The following is an 18660-nucleotide window of genomic DNA, read 5'->3' on the forward strand; positions in this document are numbered from 1 at the left end:
TCATGGTCTTGCCAGTCGGCTGCTCTTGATGGGCTGCCCATGCCATTGTCACGATGCACATGGGCCTTCCCTTATGCGGCGGCTTGAAAAGGCGCAACTTTACGCCCATATGGGTCGTGCCGGGTTCGCCCGGCTATGGTGATAAATTGTGTCGTGTAATAGACGCAGCGGACCCGGGGGCAGTACCCGGCGGTTCCACCACATATCCCGGTCGACCCATGGGCTGAACGGGATGTCTGACGGGGCCGAACTAGGATCGACGTGTGTTCAAAGACGATGTTTTTACCCGGCCCGTGTAAGCCGTTAAACTGTGCAAAACTCATAAGTGCCAACGATAACGAAGCACTCGCCATTGCAGCGTGAATGAGGGCCTAACGGCCTGACTTCATTCTAAAATAGCGCGGTTGAACCCACCGGGCAACAGAAGGGAATTCAGCGGCCTCCGGGAGGGCCGGGCAACAGAACCTCCCGGACCTTCATCCCCTTTGTTGTCATTGTTTGGCGGGCGTCGCTTGGTCGATTGCCCGATGCTGAACCTGTGCCCGTCGCCGCGCAGCGCGAAACCCGCCAGCACCGCGCGAATCACTATCGACTCTGCGCATTCGTTCGATTACACTTTTATGACAGTATGAAGAAAAAATCATAAGTGTCTGTTTTCACGTAAAAGAAAATCCTTTTTCGACCACCGAACCGCTATTGCTCAAATGTCATCATAATGAAATAATCAGCGCTATAGTCAGAAGGTTTTGCTGGAGAAAATATGATGCTGAAGGTCGCCCTCATCGCCGGTTTTACTCTCGCTTGCGTCTCGCCTGCCATAGCGCAGAGTGCGCCGGAGGATGTGATCGTGGTCGGCGTTCCCGACGGCGGCCTTGCCGCGCGCGACCTGACGGCTGGCGATTATGCAAAGGCGGCCAAGCGGCTGAAGGCCGTGTGGCCCGATAGCGCCAATGACCCCGCGCGCCTCATCAACCTGGGCAATGCCTATGCGGGCATGGGGCGCATGGTCGATGCCCGCTCTGCCTATAAGTCCGCGCGCTTCTCCCCGGAAATGACGCTGGTGATGGCCGACGGCAGCGAACAATCCTCGCGCGATGTGGCGCGGCGGGCAATGAACCGCCTGACGCCGGTTTATGCGTCGCGCTGATCGAAGCGTTCTGTTTCAAGCAATTGCACGGGGCGCGGGGCTTATCCGCGCCCTTGTCATGAAAGCATAACCAAAGTCACCAAACTGTAATTTTAGTGACGCTGTTTCGTCACTAAATCAAAACAAGCCTGTCACCGGACGTCCCTAACTGCCCCTTCGGAGGGCGACAGGGGGCGTTGTCCGAATCATATCCCCTGCGCTCCGCACAGCAACAATCCCGGTATTTTACCGGAGCGGAGACGACATGGCCAAGATTAACCGTATCCACACGATCCTGATGGCGAGCTGCGCCTGCGTAGGCCTGAGCGCCTGCGGCGCTGACGACATCGCTTCGCCGGGCGAGGGCACCATTGTCATCCCCGCGCCGACCCCGGCCCCCACGCCTACGCCTACGCCTACGCCGACCCCCACGCCGACCGGCGTGACCCCGGCTGCCAACTGCCCGACCATAGCCGGTTCCGCGCAGCTTGCCGACCTGGGCACCATTTCCGATGGCGGCAATACGTGGCGCAACTGCGGTTTCCCGACCCGCTTCACCAGCACGACCGCGATCGCCAAGGTTCCGGGCGTCATCTATTCGCTGCCCGGCCGCGTCGATGTCGGCACCGACCAGGGCGCTGCCAGCACCAACACCGACGTCACGCTGACGATCGATCCGGGCGTCACGGTATTCGCTGCCACCGGCAACGCCTATCTGGCGGTCAATCGTGGCAACAAGATCAACGCTGTCGGCACCGCGTCGCAGCCGATCGTTTTCACCAGCCGTGAAAACGTGCTGGGGACCACGACTGACCAGTCGTCGGGCCAGTGGGGTGGCATCGTGCTGCTGGGCCGCGCAAAGATCACCGACTGTCTGGCTCCGGCCGCAGCGGCAGGCACCACGGCGTGCGAGCGCGACACCGAAGGCAGCAGCAACGCGCTCTATGGCGGCGCGAATGACGCCGACAGTTCGGGCCGCATGTCCTATGTCCAGATCCGCTATTCGGGTTTCGTGCTGGCTGACGGCAAGGAACTGCAAGGCCTCACGCCTTCGGGCGTCGGCACTGGCACAGTTATTGACCATATCCAGATCCACAACAGCTCCGACGACGGCATCGAAGCCTTTGGTGGCTCGGCCAACATGCGCTATCTGGTGCTGACCGGGAACGAAGACGACAATCTGGATACCGATGTCGGCTTCCGCGGCACGGCGCAGTTTGTCATCTCGGTTCAGCGGGAAGGCAATAATATCGGCGACACCTTCCTCGAAACCGACTCGAACGGTGGTTCGGCCTCCAACAACGGCGAAGATGTGCTGCCCCGTCAGTATCTGAAGGTCGCCAACTTCACGCATATCCAGCGTTCCAACACCGGCGACGACGGCGCTTCGATGCTGCTGCGCGGCGGCGCCGATCTGGCGCTGGTCAACGGCATCATCGTCAGCCCCAACCAGAGCTGCCTGCGCATCAACGGCGCCGCCGCTGTGCGTGATGCTGACACCGCGCTTCAGGATGCCGGCAAGCCGCGCTACATCTCGGTTGTGATGCAGTGCAACGGCACGCCCTTCAAGGGCACTGGCACCGGCGTCGATGCAGCGCTGGTCCAGTCGATCTTCACTGCCGGAGCGAACAGCAGCTTCACCTACACCCCGTCGCTGACCAGCCTGTTCATCAACGGGGCAACGGAAACCGCTGTAGTGGCGATCGACCCCAAGACGATCGACAGTGCCTTCACCACCACCAACTATATCGGTGCGGTGAAGGACAGCAGCGACACCTGGTATGCCGGCTGGACCTGCAACTCGGCCACTGCCAGCTTCGGCAGCACCAGCAAGAGCTGCACGGCGATCCCGACGACCTGATCGGACCCACGACCTCAACAGGGGCGGGGGAGCGTGCATCTGCGCTTCCCCGCCTTCTTTTGCACTGCAATTCCCAAAGGGGGACCCCTAGCATGTCGAAGCCGCTCAGCCTGGCGCGCCTGCTCCTGATTTCATCCGCCCTGGTCGCACCTGTGGCCCTGGCGCAAACCGACCCCGCTGGCACGACCGGCGCGGATGCTGGCGGTGCCGTTACATCCGGCACGCCGACCGCCGCCGAACAGGCCGATTCCGATGCAGGCAATGTCGACGTGTCGATCCCCGGCGCGGACATTGTCGTCACCGGCCGCCGCACGACCAACGTGTCGCAGGCCGCGCCGCAGGTGGTCAACGTGCTGTCGGCCGCGGACATCAAGCGGACGGGCGAAGGCGATATTGCCGGTTCGCTCCAGCGCGTCACCGGCCTGTCGGTCGTATCCGGCGGCTATGTCTATGTCCGCGGCCTGGGTGATCGCTATTCACTCGCGCTGCTCAACGGTTCGCCGCTGCCAAGCCCGGAACCGCTGAAGCGCGTCGTGCCACTCGACATCTTCCCGACCAGCGTGATCGCATCGACGCTGGTGCAGAAAACCTATTCAGCCAACTTCCCCGGCGAATTTGGCGGCGGCGTCATCAATCTGACGACCAAGGCGATCCCGGCCGAAAGCTATCTGGAAATCGGCTTTGGCAGTTCAGCCAATACCGAAACGTCCGGCCAATTGGGCTATACCCATTATGGGTCCAAGTCCGACTGGACCGGCTTTGACGACAGTTCGCGCGATGTGCCGCCGCTGCTCAAGCAGGCCTTTGCCAGCGGCGTGCCGTTCCCGAACATCAGCCGGACGGATCAGCAGGCAATTGCGATGCAGTTCCTGAATGCCGACACGTCGGTCGTGCAGCGGACCAACAGCCTGCCGTTCAACTTTTCCGCGTCGCTCAATGGCGGCACGGCGGTTGATGTCGGCAGCGACGGGCGGCTGGGCGTGATCGCCACCGCATCCTACAGCAACAAGTGGCGCACCCGTGACAATCTCCAGCAATCCTCGCTCGACGTGTCGCAGGGGGCGGGCAAAAGCTATCAGCAGGTCGCGACCGATAATGAAATCACGGTCAACGGGCTTCTTGGCCTGGGCCTGGAACTGGGTGAGCAGAAGCTGCGCTGGACCAACCTTTATATTCGCGACACGTTGAAGCGCAGCGCTTTGACCATCGGTCAGAATGACGGTTTGATCCAGGGCGCTGACTATTTGACGCAAAGCACCGGCTGGTATGAGCGTCAGTTGATCGACACCCAGTTGGTCGGTGAATTCAAACTCTCCGATGCCCTCAGCCTCGACATGCGCGGCGGCTTTGCCAATTCGCAGCGTGAAGCGCCCTACGAGCGCGAATTCACTTACGTCCGCAGCAATCGCGACCTGGCGACTGATCCGGTTGGCGACCGTTTCGTCAATGCGCTCAACCGTCAGCGCGGCGATGCGTCCGTCACCTTCAGCGACCTCAATGAAGATCTGTGGTTTGCAGGCGCCGACCTGAGCTACAAGATCGCGCCAGGCTTCTCGCTGACGGCGGGTTATGCCTTCAACGACACAAAGCGTCGTTCGTCGCGCTATGAGCTGCATTTCGATGCCGTCAACCTGCCGGTGCCTGTGCAGCAGTTGCGCCCCGACTATCTGCTGTCGGACGCGACGATCCAGCTCTACGATCTCGGCCTGCTCGAATTTTCGGGTAACTATCCGGTCTATGACGCGGCGCTGCGCACCCATGCAGGCTATGCCCAGGTGCAGGCGGACCTGTTTGCCGGCCTGTCGGTCAACGCAGGCGTTCGCTACGAAAAGGGCGAAATGTCGGTGACGGGTGTTGACGTTTACAACACCGGGCTGACGCCGTTCAACGAAATCCGCAAGGATTACTGGCTGCCTGCCGTGACCTTCACGTTCGAAGCCGCCAAGGGTCTGCAACTGCGCGCCAGCGGGTCCAAGACCATCGCCCGCCCGCAATTCCGCGAACTGATCGCCCAGCCCTATCTCGACACCGAATCCAACCGTTTCTTCCGCGGCAACCCGTTCCTGCAGGACAGCCAGCTGTGGAATGCGGACATCCGGGCCGAATGGTATATGGGCAAGGATGAACGGATCACGGCGGCGGCCTTCTACAAGAAGATCGACAATCCGATCGAAACCTACACGACCATCACCGACACCTATAATGTCACGACCAGCTTCGCCAATGCGCCCGAAGCGACGCTGTATGGCGCGGAAGTGGAAGTGCAGAAATATGTGCCGCTGGATACCCTGTCGGATTCCAGCTTCTTCGTCAGCCGCCGGATCGCGCTGATCGGCAACTATACCTACACCCAGTCGAAGCTGAAGGTCGGCGCCGGGGACACGACCATTCCCTATACCTACACGACCGGGGAGCCGCCGGCGGCGTCCGACTTCTTCCTCAACGGCGTGCCGCTGACGGGGCAGTCTGACCATCTGGTCAACCTGCAACTGGGGCTGGAGGACACCGATACGCTGTCGCAGCAGACGTTCCTGCTGACCTATGCCAGCGATCGCGTGACCAGCCGTGGTCCCAACCTTCAGCCCGACATCAAGGAACGGCCGGGCATCCAGCTCGACTTCGTGGCGCGCCAGGGGGTCAAGCTGCCCGGTGGCATCAACAGCGAAGTCAAGTTCGAGGCGCGCAACATATTGGGCCGCAAGTTCCAGGAGTTCCAGGAACAGGACGGCAACCGCGTCTATTATAACCGCTACAAGATCGGCACGACCATCGCTGCATCGATGACGGTGGCCTTCTGACATGAACGGGGCCGCGAAGGCGGTCCCGTCACCGACAAGACGACCGGTCCGTTTCAGGCGGGCCGGTCGTTTTGCGTCAGGCTATCCCCACGGCTTTTCGCGATACCATTTGGTGATGACATTCTTCACGCCCACGCGAACCTTCATGCCATGGTGCAGGCTCGCGGGATTGGGCTGACCCGGCGCGATCCGGTTGTTCCACGCAAGCAGCTTGCCGGTTTCCGGCTGGATGGTCTTGCCGATTTTGGGAAAGCGGGTTGCGCCGCCTGCCCTGGGTTCGTCCAGATAGACCATCAGGGTCCAGGTGCGGTTACCCGCGACCGAACAATATTTGGGATAGTCCGCACCCTTGGGATCGAAATAGTCGGTATGGGCCTTGAACTCCTGCCCCACATCATAGCGCTGACCCTGGATCGGTTCGCCATAGGCGGGGTCGATCCCGGCAAAGGCCGCCAGTTTCGCGTCGATCGTCGCCACGAACGGGTCGCCATGGTCCAGGTCGCAGGTTTCGCTAGTGCGAAAATAGCCGTCGCCATTGGCATCCGCGATGGTGGACGGGCGGCGATTTGCTTCGATTCGCTCGATCAGCGCCGCGCATTCGGCGGCGGACAGAAAATCGCGCCGGATGAACAGCGTCAGATCCCGGCTGGGGACGCGCTGGACGCGGGCATGGCTGGCGATCCACGCAGGATCGGCATCGGGGGCGGCGGGATGATCGGACATAATACTCGCAAGCATGGCCTGAGAGGGCAATTTTGCTACTGACCGGGACCGGAAATGCAAGCGTCATGACAGCGGAATTTCGCCTGTCACAAATAGGTCATATGACTGTCATCCAGCCGTAAAACGAAGCGCCTAGCAGCGGTCCCATCATAAAGGGGCAAGCGGGCAGATGCGGGTGGCGATCGCCAACAGGTTGCGGGGCCGGTCGATTGACGGGCTGGCGTTGCTGGAAAAGGGGCTGATCGCCCTGCTGGCGCTGCAACTGGTGCGGCTGGCCTGGGTTGTTGTGACGCCGGTCGGCAGTTTCGGCCCGTGGGAAGGGCGGCAGGCGCAACTTCTGCCTCCCGCCGCGCGACAGGCGCTGTTCGCCAGCTTCGATCCTTTCTTTCGCAGCGGCGCGCCGCAAACGGCAGGGAAGGGTGTCGTCACCTCGTTGGCGCTGACACTCTATGGCATCCGGTTGAACGAAGGATCGGGCCTGGGATCGGCGATCATCGCCGCGCCGGACGGGGTGCAGAACAGTTTTGCCGTGGGCGATGAAATCCTGCCGGGCGTGGTGCTGAAATCGGTATCGTTCGATCATGTGACGATCGACCGGGGCGGGGCGGAGGAGCAGATATTTCTCGACCAGTCGGCGCCGGTGCCCACGGCCGCCCCGGAAGGGGGCGAAGCACCGGCATCGCCACCAGCGTCGCCACCGCCATCTTCGCCCCCGGCAACGGCTGGACCGACCGCCGACAGTCTGAAACGCGACATCGCCTTTGCGCCCCGGATGCAGAATGGCCGGGTCACGGGTCTGGTGGTCCGCGCGAAGGGGCCGGGCTTTGCCAGCGCCGGTTTCCGGCCCGGCGACATTATCAGCCAGATCAACGGCCAGCCGGTGGGCGACCTTCAGTCCGTGCAGAACCAGATTGCGCCCGGCGCGCGCCTGTCCCTGACCGTGGAGCGCGGTGCGACCGTCGCTTCGGTGAACCTCATAGTGCAAGGCCAATGACCAGATATTTCCTTCCCCTTTCCGCCGCGCTTGCGCTGGTTCTGGCCGCACCGGGCATGGCGCAGCAGACGCTGAACGTCCGCGATGCCGATATTCGCGCCTTCATTCAGGACGCAGCGCGCGTGACGGGCCGCACCTTCATCATCGACAATCGGGTGCAGGGGAAAGTGTCTGTCGTCACCGACCGGCCCTTGTCGCGATCCGAATATTTCGAGATCGTGCTGTCGACGCTACGCGCCAACGGCCTGGTCGCGGTGCCAGCCCCCGGCGGGGCATATCGCATCCAGCCCGCCGACGGCGCGGCGGGGCAGCCCAGCGGTGTTGGCCGTGCGGCCAATCGCAACAGTTTCGTCACGGAGGTGTTCCGCCTGCGCTCCATCGACGCGGCGAGCGCGCTGGAAACGCTGCGCCCGCTGGTCAGCAAGGACGGGTCGGTCACCGCCAATCGCGCTGGCAACAGCGTGGTGGTGGCGGACTATGCCGACAATATCGCTCGGATCCGGCAAGTCATCGCACGGGTCGATCGCGATATTTCATCGACGCAGATGGTGATGCTCAAAAATGCCGGTGCGCGGGAAATTGCGACATCGCTCCAGGCATTGGTGGAAAGCGGCGGCGGGGAAAATGCGGCCCCTTCGGCTGCGACCGTCGTGCCGATCGACAGCAGCAATGCCATCGCGATCCGCGGGGATGCCAATACGGTAGCACGCCTGGCCGCGATGGCCCGGCAACTCGATCAGCAGGCCGCGAGCGGCACCGAAATCCGGGTCTATTGGCTGGAACATGCGGATGCCGAAAAATTGCTGCCGGTGTTGCAGCAACTGGTCGGGCAATCGACCAGCCAGCCGGTAACCGCCTCCACCCCGGCGGCGGGCGGCGCTGCGCCGGCGAGCGCGGCGGCCGCGCCGGTTGCGGCGGCATCCTCCTCCTCCAGCGGCAGCGGTATTTCCACGCGCGGCCCCGCGATCGTCACCCGCTATGAGGGCGCGAACGCCATCATCGTGGCGGCCAATAGCGACGTGCAGCGGATGCTGGGCGAAACCATCCGCCAGATCGACACGCGCCGCGAACAGGTGCTGGTCGAAGCGATCATCGTCGAAATCAGCGATGCAGCGGCCAAGAAGCTGGGCGTGCAATTCCTGATCGGCAGCACATCGACCGGCTTTGCCGCGACCAATTACAGCAATGCCTCGCCCAACCTGCTGACGCTGGCGGGCGCCTATGGCGCGACGCAACTGGGCACGACCAAAACCACGGTGGTGGCGCCCGATGGTACGCAAACCACGACCGAAGTGCAAAATAGCGGCGATCTGGCCAGCACGCTCCAGCAATCGGCGTTCAACAGCCTGACCAGCGCAACCGGCGCGATTGCCGGGCTGGGCGGCAGCATCGGCAAGAACGGGATTTTCGGCGCGATCATCAACGCGGTCAAATCCGATACGGAAAGCAATCTTCTCTCCACCCCGTCGGTGATGACGCTGGACAATCAAAAGGCGTCGATCCTGGTCGGCCAACAGGTGCCGGTGACGACCGGGGAAGCGCTGAGTCAGAATTTCGACAATCAGTTCCGCACCGTCCAGCGGCAGGATGTCGGCATCAAGCTGGAGGTGAAGCCGCAGATCAATACCGGCGGCGCAATCAAACTGTTCCTGCGGCAGGAAGTGTCGAGCGTGGCCGGGCCGGTCAGCAACTCCAGCAGCGACCTCATCATCAACAAGCGCGAGATCGAAACCACGGTCACGGTTGACGATGGCGAGATATTGGCGCTGGGCGGATTGCTGGACGATAATGAGCGCAAGACGATCGAGCGCATTCCCTTGCTCAGCGACATTCCGGGGCTGGGCGAACTGTTCAAATCGCGCAGCCGCAGCCGGACCAAGACCAATTTGATGGTGTTCATCCGCCCGACCATCCTGCGGTCGAAGGAAGATGCGCAGAAGCTGACCCAGCAGCGTTACGGCTATGTCCGCAACATGCAGTTACAGCGCAATCCCGACATGGAGCCGACGATCGACGAACTGGTCCGCGACTATATGGGCGCGACCCCGCCAGTCGCGCCGCAACCGGGCGATGCCATGGTACAGCCGGATGCGCCGCAAATGATCGAACCGACCGTGCGCCAGTCAAGCGGCGTGGTGCGCCCGGTCGAGATACCGGCAAGCGGAGAACGCAAGTGAGCGAGAATGGGCAAGGTGCTCCTGCGCAGGCAGGAGCCCAGGGCGGAGAGGGCAGTGTCCAGAACCCTGGGCTCCTGCCTGCGCAGGAGCACGAGGCTTTTGCATCAGCCCATCCACGCGCCATCGACATTCCCTATGGCTTCGCGCGCAAGCATGGCGTGGTGCTGTTGCCGCAGGAGGGCGAGCGCCTGTCCATCGCAGTGCGCGAAGGCAGCGATCCGCGGGTCTTGCTGGAAGTCCGCCGCCATCTGGCGCGCAGTTTCGATGTCAGTTTCGTCGATCAGGCCGAATTCGACCGGCATCTGTCCAACCATTATGCGATGGACGGCAGCGCGGCGGCCATGGCCGGATCGATCGAAATGGGCGCGGACGAACTGGACATGCTGGCCGCCGACATGCCGACCGCCGACGATTTGCTGGACAGCGCCGATGACGCGCCCGCAATCCGGCTGATCAACGGCATCATCGCCGAAGCCGCGCGGCAGGGCGTGTCGGACATTCATATCGAACCCTATGAAACCGGCCTGGTCGTGCGGATGCGGATCGACGGCGTATTGCGCGAAACGCTGCGGATGCCGCCCCATGTCGCCCCGGTGGTCGTCAGCCGCGTCAAGGTGATGGCGCGGCTCGACATTGCCGAACGGCGCGTGCCGCAGGACGGGCGCATCGGCCTGACGCTGGGCGGCAAATTGCTCGACGTGCGAGTGTCCACCCTGCCCAGCCGGGCGGGCGAGCGGGTGGTGCTGCGTATCCTGGACAAGGAAAATGCCGGGATCACGCTCGACCTGCTGGGCATGAACGGCGTGCCGGACCGGATTTTCCGCGAGGGCCTCAGCGAACCCAATGGCATCATCCTGGTCACCGGGCCGACCGGATCGGGCAAGACGACCACGCTCTATGCAGGCCTGCGCCAGCTCAACGACGGCAGCCGCAATATCCTGACGGTCGAAGATCCGGTCGAATATGCGATGGAGGGCGTGGGGCAGACGCAGGTGAATGCGAAGGTCGGGCTGACCTTCGCTGCCGGGTTGCGCGCAATCCTGCGGCAAGACCCGGACGTGGTGATGGTCGGCGAAATCCGCGATCGCGAGACGGCGGAAATTGCGGTGCAGGCGTCGCTGACCGGGCATCTGGTGCTGTCGACCGTTCACACCAATGATGCGGTCGGTGCGATCACGCGGATGCGCGACATGCGGGTCGAACCCTTCCTGCTGGCCTCCACCCTGCGCGCGGTCATCGCCCAGCGGCTGGTGCGGCGATTGTGCCAGCATTGCCGCGAACCGGTGCAGGCGGACAAGTCCGCCAGCGCCCTGCTGGGCTTCGATCCCGGCACGATCATCTATCGCGCTAGGGGTTGCAGCGAATGTGGCGGCACGGGGTATAAAGGCCGGATCGGCGTGTTCGAGGCGATCCGGGTGGACGATACGATCCGACGTCTGATCAATGACGGTGGCGATGAATCGCTGATCGCGCGCCATGCTTTCCTCAATGCTCCCAATCTGGGATCGGCGGCGCGGGCATTGGTACGTGACGGGCAGACGACCGCCGAAGAGGCCATCCGCGTATCGCGGCGCGACAGCGTGGACGCGGAAACCATCGCCGATGGCTGAATTTGACTATGTCGCGATCGACCCGGCTGGCAAGGAGCGCAAAGGCGCGCTGAAGGCGCAAACGCTGGAGGATGCGCGGGCGAAGCTCGACGCGCGCAAGCTGTTCATTGTCGAACTCAGCGCCGGTGCGGTGGAGGTGGCCCGCAAACGCACCGGCCTGTCGCTACGCAACCCGCGCCTCAGTCCCAAGGAACTGACGCTGTTCACCCGGCAACTGGCGACGCTGACCCAGGTCAGCCCGCTGGAGGAATCGCTGCGCACGATCGGGCGGCAGAGCGAGCAGGACCATGTTCGGCTTATTGTCGGCAAAGTGCATGGCGGCGTGATGGAAGGGCGGCGGCTGGCCGAAGCGCTGGGCGTCGAACCCAAAAGCTTTCCGCCCCTCTATCGCGCGATGATTTCCGCTGGCGAAAGTTCGGGCAGCCTGCCCGCGATCATGGAACGGCTGTCGGACCTGATGGAGCGGCAGGCGCAGATGCGCTCCAAGGTGCTGACCGCCATCGCTTATCCGAGCGTGCTGGCCAGCTTTGCCGTGCTGGTCGTCGCGGCGCTGATGATCTTCGTCGTGCCCAAGGTGGTCGAGCAGTTCGATACGGTGGGGCAGGAATTGCCGTTGCTGACCCGGATGGTAATGGGCCTGTCTGCCTTTCTGGCGGGCTGGTGGTGGCTGCTGCTGATCCTCGCCGGGCTGGCCGCTCTTGGCTTCTGGCGGGCGATGAAGAATGAGCGGTTCCATTATCGGTTCGATGCGATGCTGCTGGGGCTGCCGGTGATCGGCAAGCTGACCCGCGATCTGCACGCGGCGCGGATGGCGCGGACGCTGTCGACCATGGTGGCAAGCCGCCTGCCCTTGCTGGAGGGGCTGACACTGACGGCCAACACCGTCCACAACCGGGTATTGCGACACGCTTCGGATGATATTGTCGAGGCCATTCGTGGCGGCGGCAGCCTGTCGGCGGCGCTCAGGCGGGCCGGGGTGTTTCCGCCCTTGCTGGTCTATTTGGCCGCGAGTGGCGAAAGCGCCGGGCGGCTCGACACGATGCTGGAGCGGGCGGCGGATTATCTGGAACGCGAATTTGACGCCTTCACCTCGACCGCGCTCGCCATGCTGGAACCGATCATCATCATCATGATGGGCGCGATCGTCGCCGTCATCATCCTGTCCATCCTGCTGCCGATCTTGCAGCTGCAAAGCCTGACCGGGGCTTAGGAGTTGAATATGGTTACACTAGAATCCGTTCGGGCTGAGCGTGTCGAAGCCCTGCCCTTCTTCAGAAGGAAAGAGCAGTCCTTCGACAGGCTCAGGACGAACGGGGAAGAAGGATTCGGGTCCGCCCGGCGGTCCGCCGAACATGGCTTCACCCTCGTGGAGTTGATGGTCGTCATCGTCATCATCGGCCTGCTGGCGACGATCGTGGCGATCAACGTCATCCCTGCGACGGACACGGCGCGGGTCGAGAAGGCGAAGGCGGACATCGCCACGATCGAACAGGCGCTGGAGCAATATCGGCTCGACAATCTGACCTATCCTGCGGGATCGGACGGGTTGCAGGCGTTGCTCAATCCGCCCGCATCGCTGGCGCAGCCGCAGCGTTACCGCCGTGGCGGCTATATCAAGAAGCTGCCCGACGATCCGTGGGGCCGCGCCTATATCTACACCGTGCCGGGGCGCAAGGGCGCGTTCGACATCAGTTCGCTGGGGGCGGACGGCCAGCCGGGCGGCGAGAGCGAAAATGCGGATATTCATTCCAGCGAGCTATAAAACCATATCCGTTCGTTTCGAGCGAAGTCGAGAAACGGTTCTCGACATGCTCGAACCGAACGGAAATGGCTTCACCCTCCTCGAACTGATGGTCGTCCTGACGATCATCGGTTTCATTTCGGCTGCCGTGGTGCTGGCCATCCCCGATCCGCGCGGGCGGGTGATCGAGGATGCCGACCGCTTCGCCGCGCGCGTTGCCGCCGCGCGCGACGAAGCGGTCGTGACCGCCGCCCCCATGGGGCTGTGGGTTTCCGCATCCGGCTATGGCTTTCAGCGCCGCGATGGCGGGCAATGGGTGGCGCTGGAGGACAAGCCTTTTGTTACAGCCAACTGGAAAAGCGGCACCCGCGCGCTGGTCGGCAAGGATGGGCGGCAGCAGATCGCCTTCGACGGCACCGGCCTGCCGACCGATCCGCTGACCGTAACGCTGGCGCGCGAGGGCGAGCGGGTGTCGGTGACGGTCGACATGGCGGGAAAGGTCATGGTCGGTGAGTAGTCGGCCATCTCCTCCACCGTCATGCCGGGACGACCATTTGAAAGGCGAACGCGGCTTCACCTTGCTCGAAATGCTGGTCGCGCTGGCGGTGTTCAGCCTGGCGGCGCTGGCACTGGTGCGGTTGCAGGGGGTGACGCTGCGGACGGCGGCTGATCTCGATAGCAAGGCGCTGGGTCAGATCGTCGCGCGCAATCTGATGGTCGATGTGCAGAGCGACCCGGTGCCGCCATCCGTCGGCGACGAAGAGGGCGATGTCGAGAATGGCGGGCGGCGCTGGCACTGGAGCCGGACTGTCAAGCCAACCGACGACCAGCGCCTGTTGCAGGTCGACCTGACCGTCGATGGCCAGCCGGGCGCGTCGCCCGTGGTGTTGAGCTTCATACGGGTGGTGGAGTGATGGTGGCGCGCCTCAACCAATGTGGATGTGACAGGATCAAGGGTGACGATGGCTTCACCCTGATCGAGTTGCTCGTCGCCCTCATGATCTTCGCGATGCTCGCCAGCGCCGGTGTCCTCCTGCTGGGCAACAGCGTGTCGGCGCAGGCGCAGGTCAAGGCGCGGCTCGACGATATGGCGGCGGTACAGCGGGCTGGCGGGGCGCTGGCGGGCGATCTGGGGCAGGCTGTGCCACGCATTACCCGTACGGAGAGCGGCACGCTGGCGCCCGCCTTCTGGGCGCATCATGAAGCTGAGGATCAGCCGGTGATGCAGTTCGTGCGGGGCGGGTGGGACAATCTGGGCGATCTGCCCCGGCCCTCCTTGCAGAAGGTCGAATATTGGGTGCGGCAGGGGCGGCTGGAGCGGCGAACCTATGCGCAACTGGATGGCGCAGCGGGGGATCAGCCCGCCGCCTTGCTGGAGGATGTAGAGGCGGTCGCGCTGAAATTCCGCGATGCGCAGGGGAAATGGCGTGACGACTGGACGCCGACCCAGCCCGACCTGTTGCCGCGCGCGGTGGAAATGACGCTCACCCGCACGGGCGAGCCGCCGGTGACCTTGCGCTTTCTGGTCGCGCCCGGCCCGGTCGAAAAACCGGTCATCGAAGGTGCGCCCGGTGCCTGATCCGCGCAAACCCAATGAACAGGGCGCAGCGCTGCTGACCGTGTTGCTGCTGGTGGCGGTGATGGCTGTCGTTGCCGCGACCGCGCTGGAGCGAGTGGCGCTGGCCACGCGAATGACCGGCAATGGCGGCGCGATTGATCAGGCGCGCGCCTATGCCGAGGCTGGCACGGCGGTTGCGCGCTTGCGGATCGGCGATCTGGTCGCGGCCAATCCGGCGAAGATGACGCTGGCGGGCGGCTGGCTGGGCGCGCCGCAAAGCATTCCGGTGCCCGGCGGCATCGCGACGGCGCGGGTGAATGACGGCGGCAATTGTTTCAACCTCAACAGCGTGGTCAGCGGCGAAAGCGAGGCCAGCCTGAAGGTGCGGCCCATCGGCGTGTCGCAATTTCAGGCGCTGCTGGTGGCGCTGGGCGTCGATGCGCGACAGGCGCAGGGCGCTGCGGCGAGCCTGGCCGATTGGATCGACAGCGATGGCGATCCGCAGCCGGGCGGGGCGGAGGATGCGGTCTATGGGCAAATGGCGCGGCCCTATCGCGCGGCCAACCGCCTGATGGTCGACGCCAGCGAGTTGCGCGCGGTCAATGGCATCACGCCTGCCATCTATGCGACGGTGCGGCCCTGGATCTGCGCATTGCCAGTCACGGATCTGTCGCCGATCAACATCAACACGCTGTTGCCGGAGCAGGCGCCACTGTTCGCGATGCTGTTGCCGGGACAATTGAGCGTCGGACAGGCGCGGCAATTGCTGGCGCAGCGGCCCGCGGACGGCTACGGCAGCACGAACCAGTTCTGGGCCTTGCCCTCGCTCGCCGGCCTGTCGCCGATGACCGAGGTGGCCGAGCAGGTCAAATTGACGACGGGATTTTTCGGAGTGGACGTGGCGGTGACTGTCGGGGGAACGCAACTGGTGGAGCGGTCGCTGATCGACGCGCGGGAAAGCCCCGCAATCGTGGTGCGACGCAGCTGGGGTGCGGGGGCATGAGCGCGCGCGACGCCCTGATCGTGTTTCTGCCCGAAGCGCAGGACGCGCCGCCATATTGGATGCGCGTGATCGATGGCGCGCTGGTGCAATCGGGCGAGGGCGCGAACTGGCTGGCAGCGTGCGGCATTGCCGCCTTGCCCGTTGAGGCGCGGGTGATGCTGGTGCCGCCTGCGGCTCTGGTGGCTCTCCATTGGGCGCTGCATCCCGACCTTCCGGTGCGGCAGGCGCGCGCGGCGGCACGGCTGGCGGCGCTGGCGGACGGGATATTGCCCGCCGATCAGCTGTTTGCGGTGACTGATGTGCAGGACGATCCTGCGCGGCCCCATATCGTGGCGTTGGCAGCGCGGGCAGACATGCAGCATTGGCTGCTCTGGGCGCAGCATCATGGGCTGGACCCCGATATTATCGTGCCAGCGCCGCTTTTGCTGCCGGAGCCGGAGGCGGGTTTTTCGCGCGGGCTGATCGGCGAGATGACGGTGCTGCGCGGCACGGATATGGCGCTGACCGGCGACTTGGCCCTGCCTGCCCTGATCGGCGACGCGCCGGTGTTGGATGTGCCACGGGGCGTGATCGAGGGGCGCGCCATCGCGGCGCTTGACGCCCCGCCCATCGACCTGCGGCAGGGTGATTTCGCCAAGCGGGTGCGGCGGCAGCTCGACCAGCGGGTGCTGAAACGCGCGGCTGTGTGGAGCGGGCTGATCCTGCTCGCCGCGCTGTTGATCGCACTGGTCGGCATCGTCAAAAGCCATCGCGAGGCCAGTCGGCTGGACGCGGAAAGCCTGGCGCTGGCGCAGCAGGTCGTGCCCGGCGCGAGCGATGCGGCCCAGGCGCTTGGCGCGATGGAGCAGCAACTGGCTGCGCGGGGCGCTGGTGGACGGGCCTTTACCGCGCCGGTCGCGGCCCTGATGGCGGCGATGCAGGATGCGCCGGGCGTGGCGCTGACCAGCCTGTCGCGCGACCCGGACGGGATGCTGCGCGCCACGCTGGCGGCGGCGAAGGCGGATGACATCAACATAGTGCTGCTCGCGTTACAGGCGGCAGGCTTCACGATTACCGCGACACCCGCGCAGGAGCCGGGCGGGCGGACGCTGGCAGAGATTACGGTGCGGTCATGATGGAACGGATGCAGGCGCTTTGGGCGGAACGATCGTCGCGTGAGCAGGTGATGCTGGGCGTGATGTTCGCCTTGTTGGCAGGCGTGCTCCTCTGGTTCGGGGTAGCAGTGCCGCTTGATCGGGCGCAGCGGTCGGCGCGCGACAATTTGGTCGAGGCGACCGAGCGCAACGCCGCGGTTCGCACGGCTGTGCAGCAGTTGAAGGCGTTGCCCCGTGCGGCGGCTGGTGGCCCGGCCGCGCCGCTCGACCAGCTGGTCGGGCAGGGCGCGGGCGAAGCGGGCCTGACACTGGAACGCGCGCAGGCGCAGGGGCCGGACCGGATGGAGATTGCTATCGCCGCGATCCGGCCGGTCGCGCTCTTTTCCTGGATTGCGGTGCTGGAAGCGCAGGGAGTGCGGGTCGAAACGATGAGCGCGCGGCCCGCGCCGACCGCTGGCAGCCTGTCGGTGCAGGCGGTGCTGGTGCGGGGAAGCGGGCAATGATGGGATTGGTCCTGTCCCGCCGGATGCGGATCATCCTGTTGCTGATCGTGCTGCTGGGGCTGTTGCTGTTCCTGCCGATGCGGGTCGCGCTGGGTCTGTCCGGGCTGGAGCGGCTGGGCGTGGCCGCGCGTGACGTGCGGGGCACGGTATGGAGCGGGCGGATCGACCAGTTGATGCTGGGCGACATGCCAATGGGCAGCGTGCGCGCGGGCCTTTCGCCATTGGCGTTACTGACGGGTCGGGCGCGGTTCAACATTGCCCGGACCAAGGGATTGGCCGACGACATATCGGGCGCGCTGACGGTTGGGTTCGGGCGGATCGGAGTGGATGACGTGACCGGCGCGGTGCCGCTGGGCCGGACCTTCGCGCCGCTGCCGATCGCCGGGCTTCAGATGGAGGATGTGTCCGCCTATTTCATCGGCGATCGGTGCGGTCATGCGCAAGGACGGGTGCGGGCGCGGATGGCGGGGCAGTTTCCGGGGCTGAACCTGACACAGGGTTTTTCCGCGGCCCTTGCCTGCGATGGCGATGCGCTGTTGCTGCCGCTCGCCAGCCAGTCCGGCATGGAAACGATCGCGCTGCGCATCTGGCGGTCGGGCCGGTACAGCGCGACCATGCGGGTGGAAACCGCTGATCCGACGCTGGCGGCATCGCTGGGGCAGGCGGGCTTTGCGACCGTGGGCAATGCGCAATTGCTGAAGGTCGAAGGGACGTTGTGACGCCGATATTGGCGACGCTGCTGGGCGGGGTGGTCGGCGCGATTTTCGGCAGCTTCCTGGCCACCCTGATCCTGCGCTGGCCGCAGGGACGGGGCGTGACGCGGGGGCGATCGGCCTGCGATGGCTGTGGCCGCACGCTGACGCCGCGCGATCTGATCCCCTTGCTCAGCGCCCTGTTCCAGCATGGCCGGTGCCGGACGTGCGGCGCGCCGATCGATCCGCTGCATGGGCGGATCGAACTCAGTGGCGCAGTCATCGGCGCGCTGGCGATCGGCGCCATGCCGGGTCTGGGCGGCCTTGGCTGGGCCTTGCTGGGCTGGATTCTGCTGACGCTGGCGGTGCTCGACTGGCAGCATTATTGGTTGCCCGATGCGCTGACCCTGCCGCTGGCTTTCCTGGGCCTGACGCTGGGACTTTGGGCGACCGATGTGGTGCTGGCCGACCGGATCATCGGCGCGGCGCTGGGCTATGGCAGCCTGCTGGTGATTGCGCTGGCCTATCGCGCGCTGCGCGGGCGGGAGGGGTTGGGGCTGGGCGATGCCAAGTTGCTGGGCGCGCTGGGCGCATGGTTCGGCTGGCAGGCCTTGCCCTTCATCCTGCTGATCGCGGCGCTGGCCGGGCTGGGCGTCATGCTGGCGACGGGCCGGGCAATGGCAGCGACGGCGCGGGTGCCGCTCGGCACATTTCTGGCGCTGGCGGCAGTGCCGGGCTGGTATCTTGCCCACTCCCTGTTCTGACGACTGGCGCAAAGGA

General features: G+C 64.6%; 17 protein-coding genes and 1 other RNA gene. 17 read left to right on the plus strand and 1 reads right to left on the minus strand.

Going from position 1 to position 18660, the window contains the following annotated elements; translation table 11 throughout:
* The first annotated feature begins 79 nt into the window (after nt 1–79).
* From ssrA to FE851_RS05980, 4 genes are all read left to right on the plus strand, one after another.
* Nucleotides 80–435, plus strand: a transfer-messenger RNA (tmRNA) gene (gene ssrA, locus FE851_RS05965).
* 328 nt (nt 436–763) lie between these two features.
* Nucleotides 764–1147 (plus strand): tetratricopeptide repeat protein, encoded by a 384-nt coding sequence (locus tag FE851_RS05970; protein WP_409994495.1) that lies wholly within the window; start codon nt 764–766, stop codon nt 1145–1147.
* Between the two features lie 244 nt (nt 1148–1391).
* Nucleotides 1392–2987 carry a hypothetical protein gene (locus FE851_RS05975; RefSeq protein ID WP_130752717.1) on the plus strand — a complete coding sequence of 532 codons (1596 nt, stop codon included), beginning with the start codon at nt 1392–1394 and terminating at the stop codon, nt 2985–2987.
* A gap of 92 nt (nt 2988–3079) precedes the next feature.
* Nucleotides 3080–5785: a TonB-dependent receptor domain-containing protein gene (locus FE851_RS05980; RefSeq protein WP_107125111.1), complete on the plus strand. Its 2706-nt coding sequence runs from the start codon at nt 3080–3082 to the stop codon at nt 5783–5785.
* 81 nt (nt 5786–5866) lie between these two features.
* Here FE851_RS05980 and FE851_RS05985 read toward each other — a convergent pair whose 3' ends face one another.
* Nucleotides 5867–6508, minus strand: a complete 642-nt coding sequence (locus tag FE851_RS05985) for a prolyl hydroxylase family protein (RefSeq protein WP_017184567.1) — start codon at nt 6506–6508, stop codon at nt 5867–5869.
* Between the two features lie 169 nt (nt 6509–6677).
* Here FE851_RS05985 and FE851_RS05990 point away from each other — a divergent pair, with 169 nt between their 5' ends.
* The 13 genes from FE851_RS05990 (at nt 6678) to FE851_RS06050 (ending at nt 18644) form a co-directional block, all read left to right on the plus strand.
* On the plus strand, nt 6678–7502 hold the full coding sequence (locus FE851_RS05990) for a type II secretion system protein N (protein WP_145200674.1): 825 nt from the start codon (nt 6678–6680) through the stop codon (nt 7500–7502).
* Entirely contained in the window at nt 7499–9679 is a 2181-nt protein-coding gene (gspD, locus tag FE851_RS05995; RefSeq protein WP_145200677.1) for a type II secretion system secretin GspD, read from the plus strand. Before FE851_RS05990 ends, gspD begins: the two co-directional genes overlap by 4 nt.
* A gap of 122 nt (nt 9680–9801) precedes the next feature.
* Complete coding sequence (gene gspE / locus FE851_RS06000) at nt 9802–11289, plus strand: type II secretion system ATPase GspE (RefSeq protein ID WP_051034327.1); 1488 nt, start codon at nt 9802–9804, stop codon at nt 11287–11289.
* Nucleotides 11282–12499 (plus strand): type II secretion system inner membrane protein GspF, encoded by a 1218-nt coding sequence (gene gspF / locus FE851_RS06005; RefSeq protein WP_145200680.1) that lies wholly within the window; start codon nt 11282–11284, stop codon nt 12497–12499. The genes gspE and gspF overlap by 8 nt, the downstream gene beginning before the upstream one ends.
* 9 nt (nt 12500–12508) lie before the next feature.
* Nucleotides 12509–13051: a type II secretion system major pseudopilin GspG gene (gene gspG, locus FE851_RS06010; RefSeq protein ID WP_026002663.1), complete on the plus strand. Its 543-nt coding sequence runs from the start codon at nt 12509–12511 to the stop codon at nt 13049–13051.
* A gap of 46 nt (nt 13052–13097) precedes the next feature.
* Nucleotides 13098–13547, plus strand: a complete 450-nt coding sequence (locus tag FE851_RS06015) for a GspH/FimT family pseudopilin (protein WP_145200683.1) — start codon at nt 13098–13100, stop codon at nt 13545–13547.
* 37 nt (nt 13548–13584) lie between these two features.
* A complete protein-coding gene (gspI, locus tag FE851_RS06020; RefSeq protein ID WP_145200686.1) occupies nt 13585–13944 on the plus strand; it encodes a type II secretion system minor pseudopilin GspI in 360 nt (119 codons plus the stop codon).
* Nucleotides 13944–14609, plus strand: coding sequence for a type II secretion system minor pseudopilin GspJ (gene gspJ / locus FE851_RS06025; RefSeq protein WP_145204166.1), 666 nt, complete (start codon nt 13944–13946; stop codon nt 14607–14609). The genes gspI and gspJ overlap by 1 nt, the downstream gene beginning before the upstream one ends.
* Nucleotides 14602–15591, plus strand: coding sequence for a type II secretion system minor pseudopilin GspK (gene gspK, locus FE851_RS06030; RefSeq protein ID WP_145200688.1), 990 nt, complete (start codon nt 14602–14604; stop codon nt 15589–15591). Before gspJ ends, gspK begins: the two co-directional genes overlap by 8 nt.
* Nucleotides 15588–16706, plus strand: coding sequence for a type II secretion system protein GspL (gspL, locus tag FE851_RS06035; protein ID WP_145200691.1), 1119 nt, complete (start codon nt 15588–15590; stop codon nt 16704–16706). Before gspK ends, gspL begins: the two co-directional genes overlap by 4 nt.
* The gene (gspM, locus tag FE851_RS06040; protein ID WP_026002660.1) at nt 16703–17188 is read left to right on the plus strand and encodes a type II secretion system protein GspM; all 486 of its coding nucleotides are present in this window, start codon (nt 16703–16705) and stop codon (nt 17186–17188) included. The genes gspL and gspM overlap by 4 nt, the downstream gene beginning before the upstream one ends.
* Entirely contained in the window at nt 17185–17907 is a 723-nt protein-coding gene (locus FE851_RS06045; protein WP_145200694.1) for a type II secretion system protein N, read from the plus strand. The genes gspM and FE851_RS06045 overlap by 4 nt, the downstream gene beginning before the upstream one ends.
* Nucleotides 17904–18644: a prepilin peptidase gene (locus FE851_RS06050; RefSeq protein ID WP_145200697.1), complete on the plus strand. Its 741-nt coding sequence runs from the start codon at nt 17904–17906 to the stop codon at nt 18642–18644. Before FE851_RS06045 ends, FE851_RS06050 begins: the two co-directional genes overlap by 4 nt.
* The last annotated feature ends 16 nt before the right edge of the window (nt 18645–18660 follow it).

It is taken from the genome of Sphingobium sp. B2 (assembly GCF_007693735.1).
GTDB lineage: Bacteria > Pseudomonadota > Alphaproteobacteria > Sphingomonadales > Sphingomonadaceae > Sphingobium > Sphingobium xenophagum.

Excerpts from the sequence above, each read along its gene's own strand:
- FE851_RS05970 (WP_409994495.1), top strand. The coding sequence starts at position 764 with ATGCTGAAGGTCGCCCTCATCGCCGGTTTTACTCTCGCTTGCGTCTCG.
- FE851_RS05975 (WP_130752717.1), top strand. The coding sequence starts at position 1,392 with ATGGCCAAGATTAACCGTATCCACACGATCCTGATGGCGAGCTGCGCC.
- FE851_RS05980 (WP_107125111.1), top strand. The coding sequence starts at position 3,080 with ATGTCGAAGCCGCTCAGCCTGGCGCGCCTGCTCCTGATTTCATCCGCC.
- FE851_RS05985 (WP_017184567.1), bottom strand. The coding sequence starts at position 6,508 with ATGTCCGATCATCCCGCCGCCCCCGATGCCGATCCTGCGTGGATCGCC.
- FE851_RS05990 (WP_145200674.1), top strand. The coding sequence starts at position 6,678 with ATGCGGGTGGCGATCGCCAACAGGTTGCGGGGCCGGTCGATTGACGGG.
- gspD (WP_145200677.1), top strand. The coding sequence starts at position 7,499 with ATGACCAGATATTTCCTTCCCCTTTCCGCCGCGCTTGCGCTGGTTCTG.
- gspF (WP_145200680.1), top strand. The coding sequence starts at position 11,282 with ATGGCTGAATTTGACTATGTCGCGATCGACCCGGCTGGCAAGGAGCGC.
- gspG (WP_026002663.1), top strand. The coding sequence starts at position 12,509 with ATGGTTACACTAGAATCCGTTCGGGCTGAGCGTGTCGAAGCCCTGCCC.
- FE851_RS06015 (WP_145200683.1), top strand. The coding sequence starts at position 13,098 with ATGCTCGAACCGAACGGAAATGGCTTCACCCTCCTCGAACTGATGGTC.
- gspJ (WP_145204166.1), top strand. The coding sequence starts at position 13,944 with ATGGTGGCGCGCCTCAACCAATGTGGATGTGACAGGATCAAGGGTGAC.
- gspL (WP_145200691.1), top strand. The coding sequence starts at position 15,588 with ATGAGCGCGCGCGACGCCCTGATCGTGTTTCTGCCCGAAGCGCAGGAC.
- gspM (WP_026002660.1), top strand. The coding sequence starts at position 16,703 with ATGATGGAACGGATGCAGGCGCTTTGGGCGGAACGATCGTCGCGTGAG.
- FE851_RS06045 (WP_145200694.1), top strand. The coding sequence starts at position 17,185 with ATGATGGGATTGGTCCTGTCCCGCCGGATGCGGATCATCCTGTTGCTG.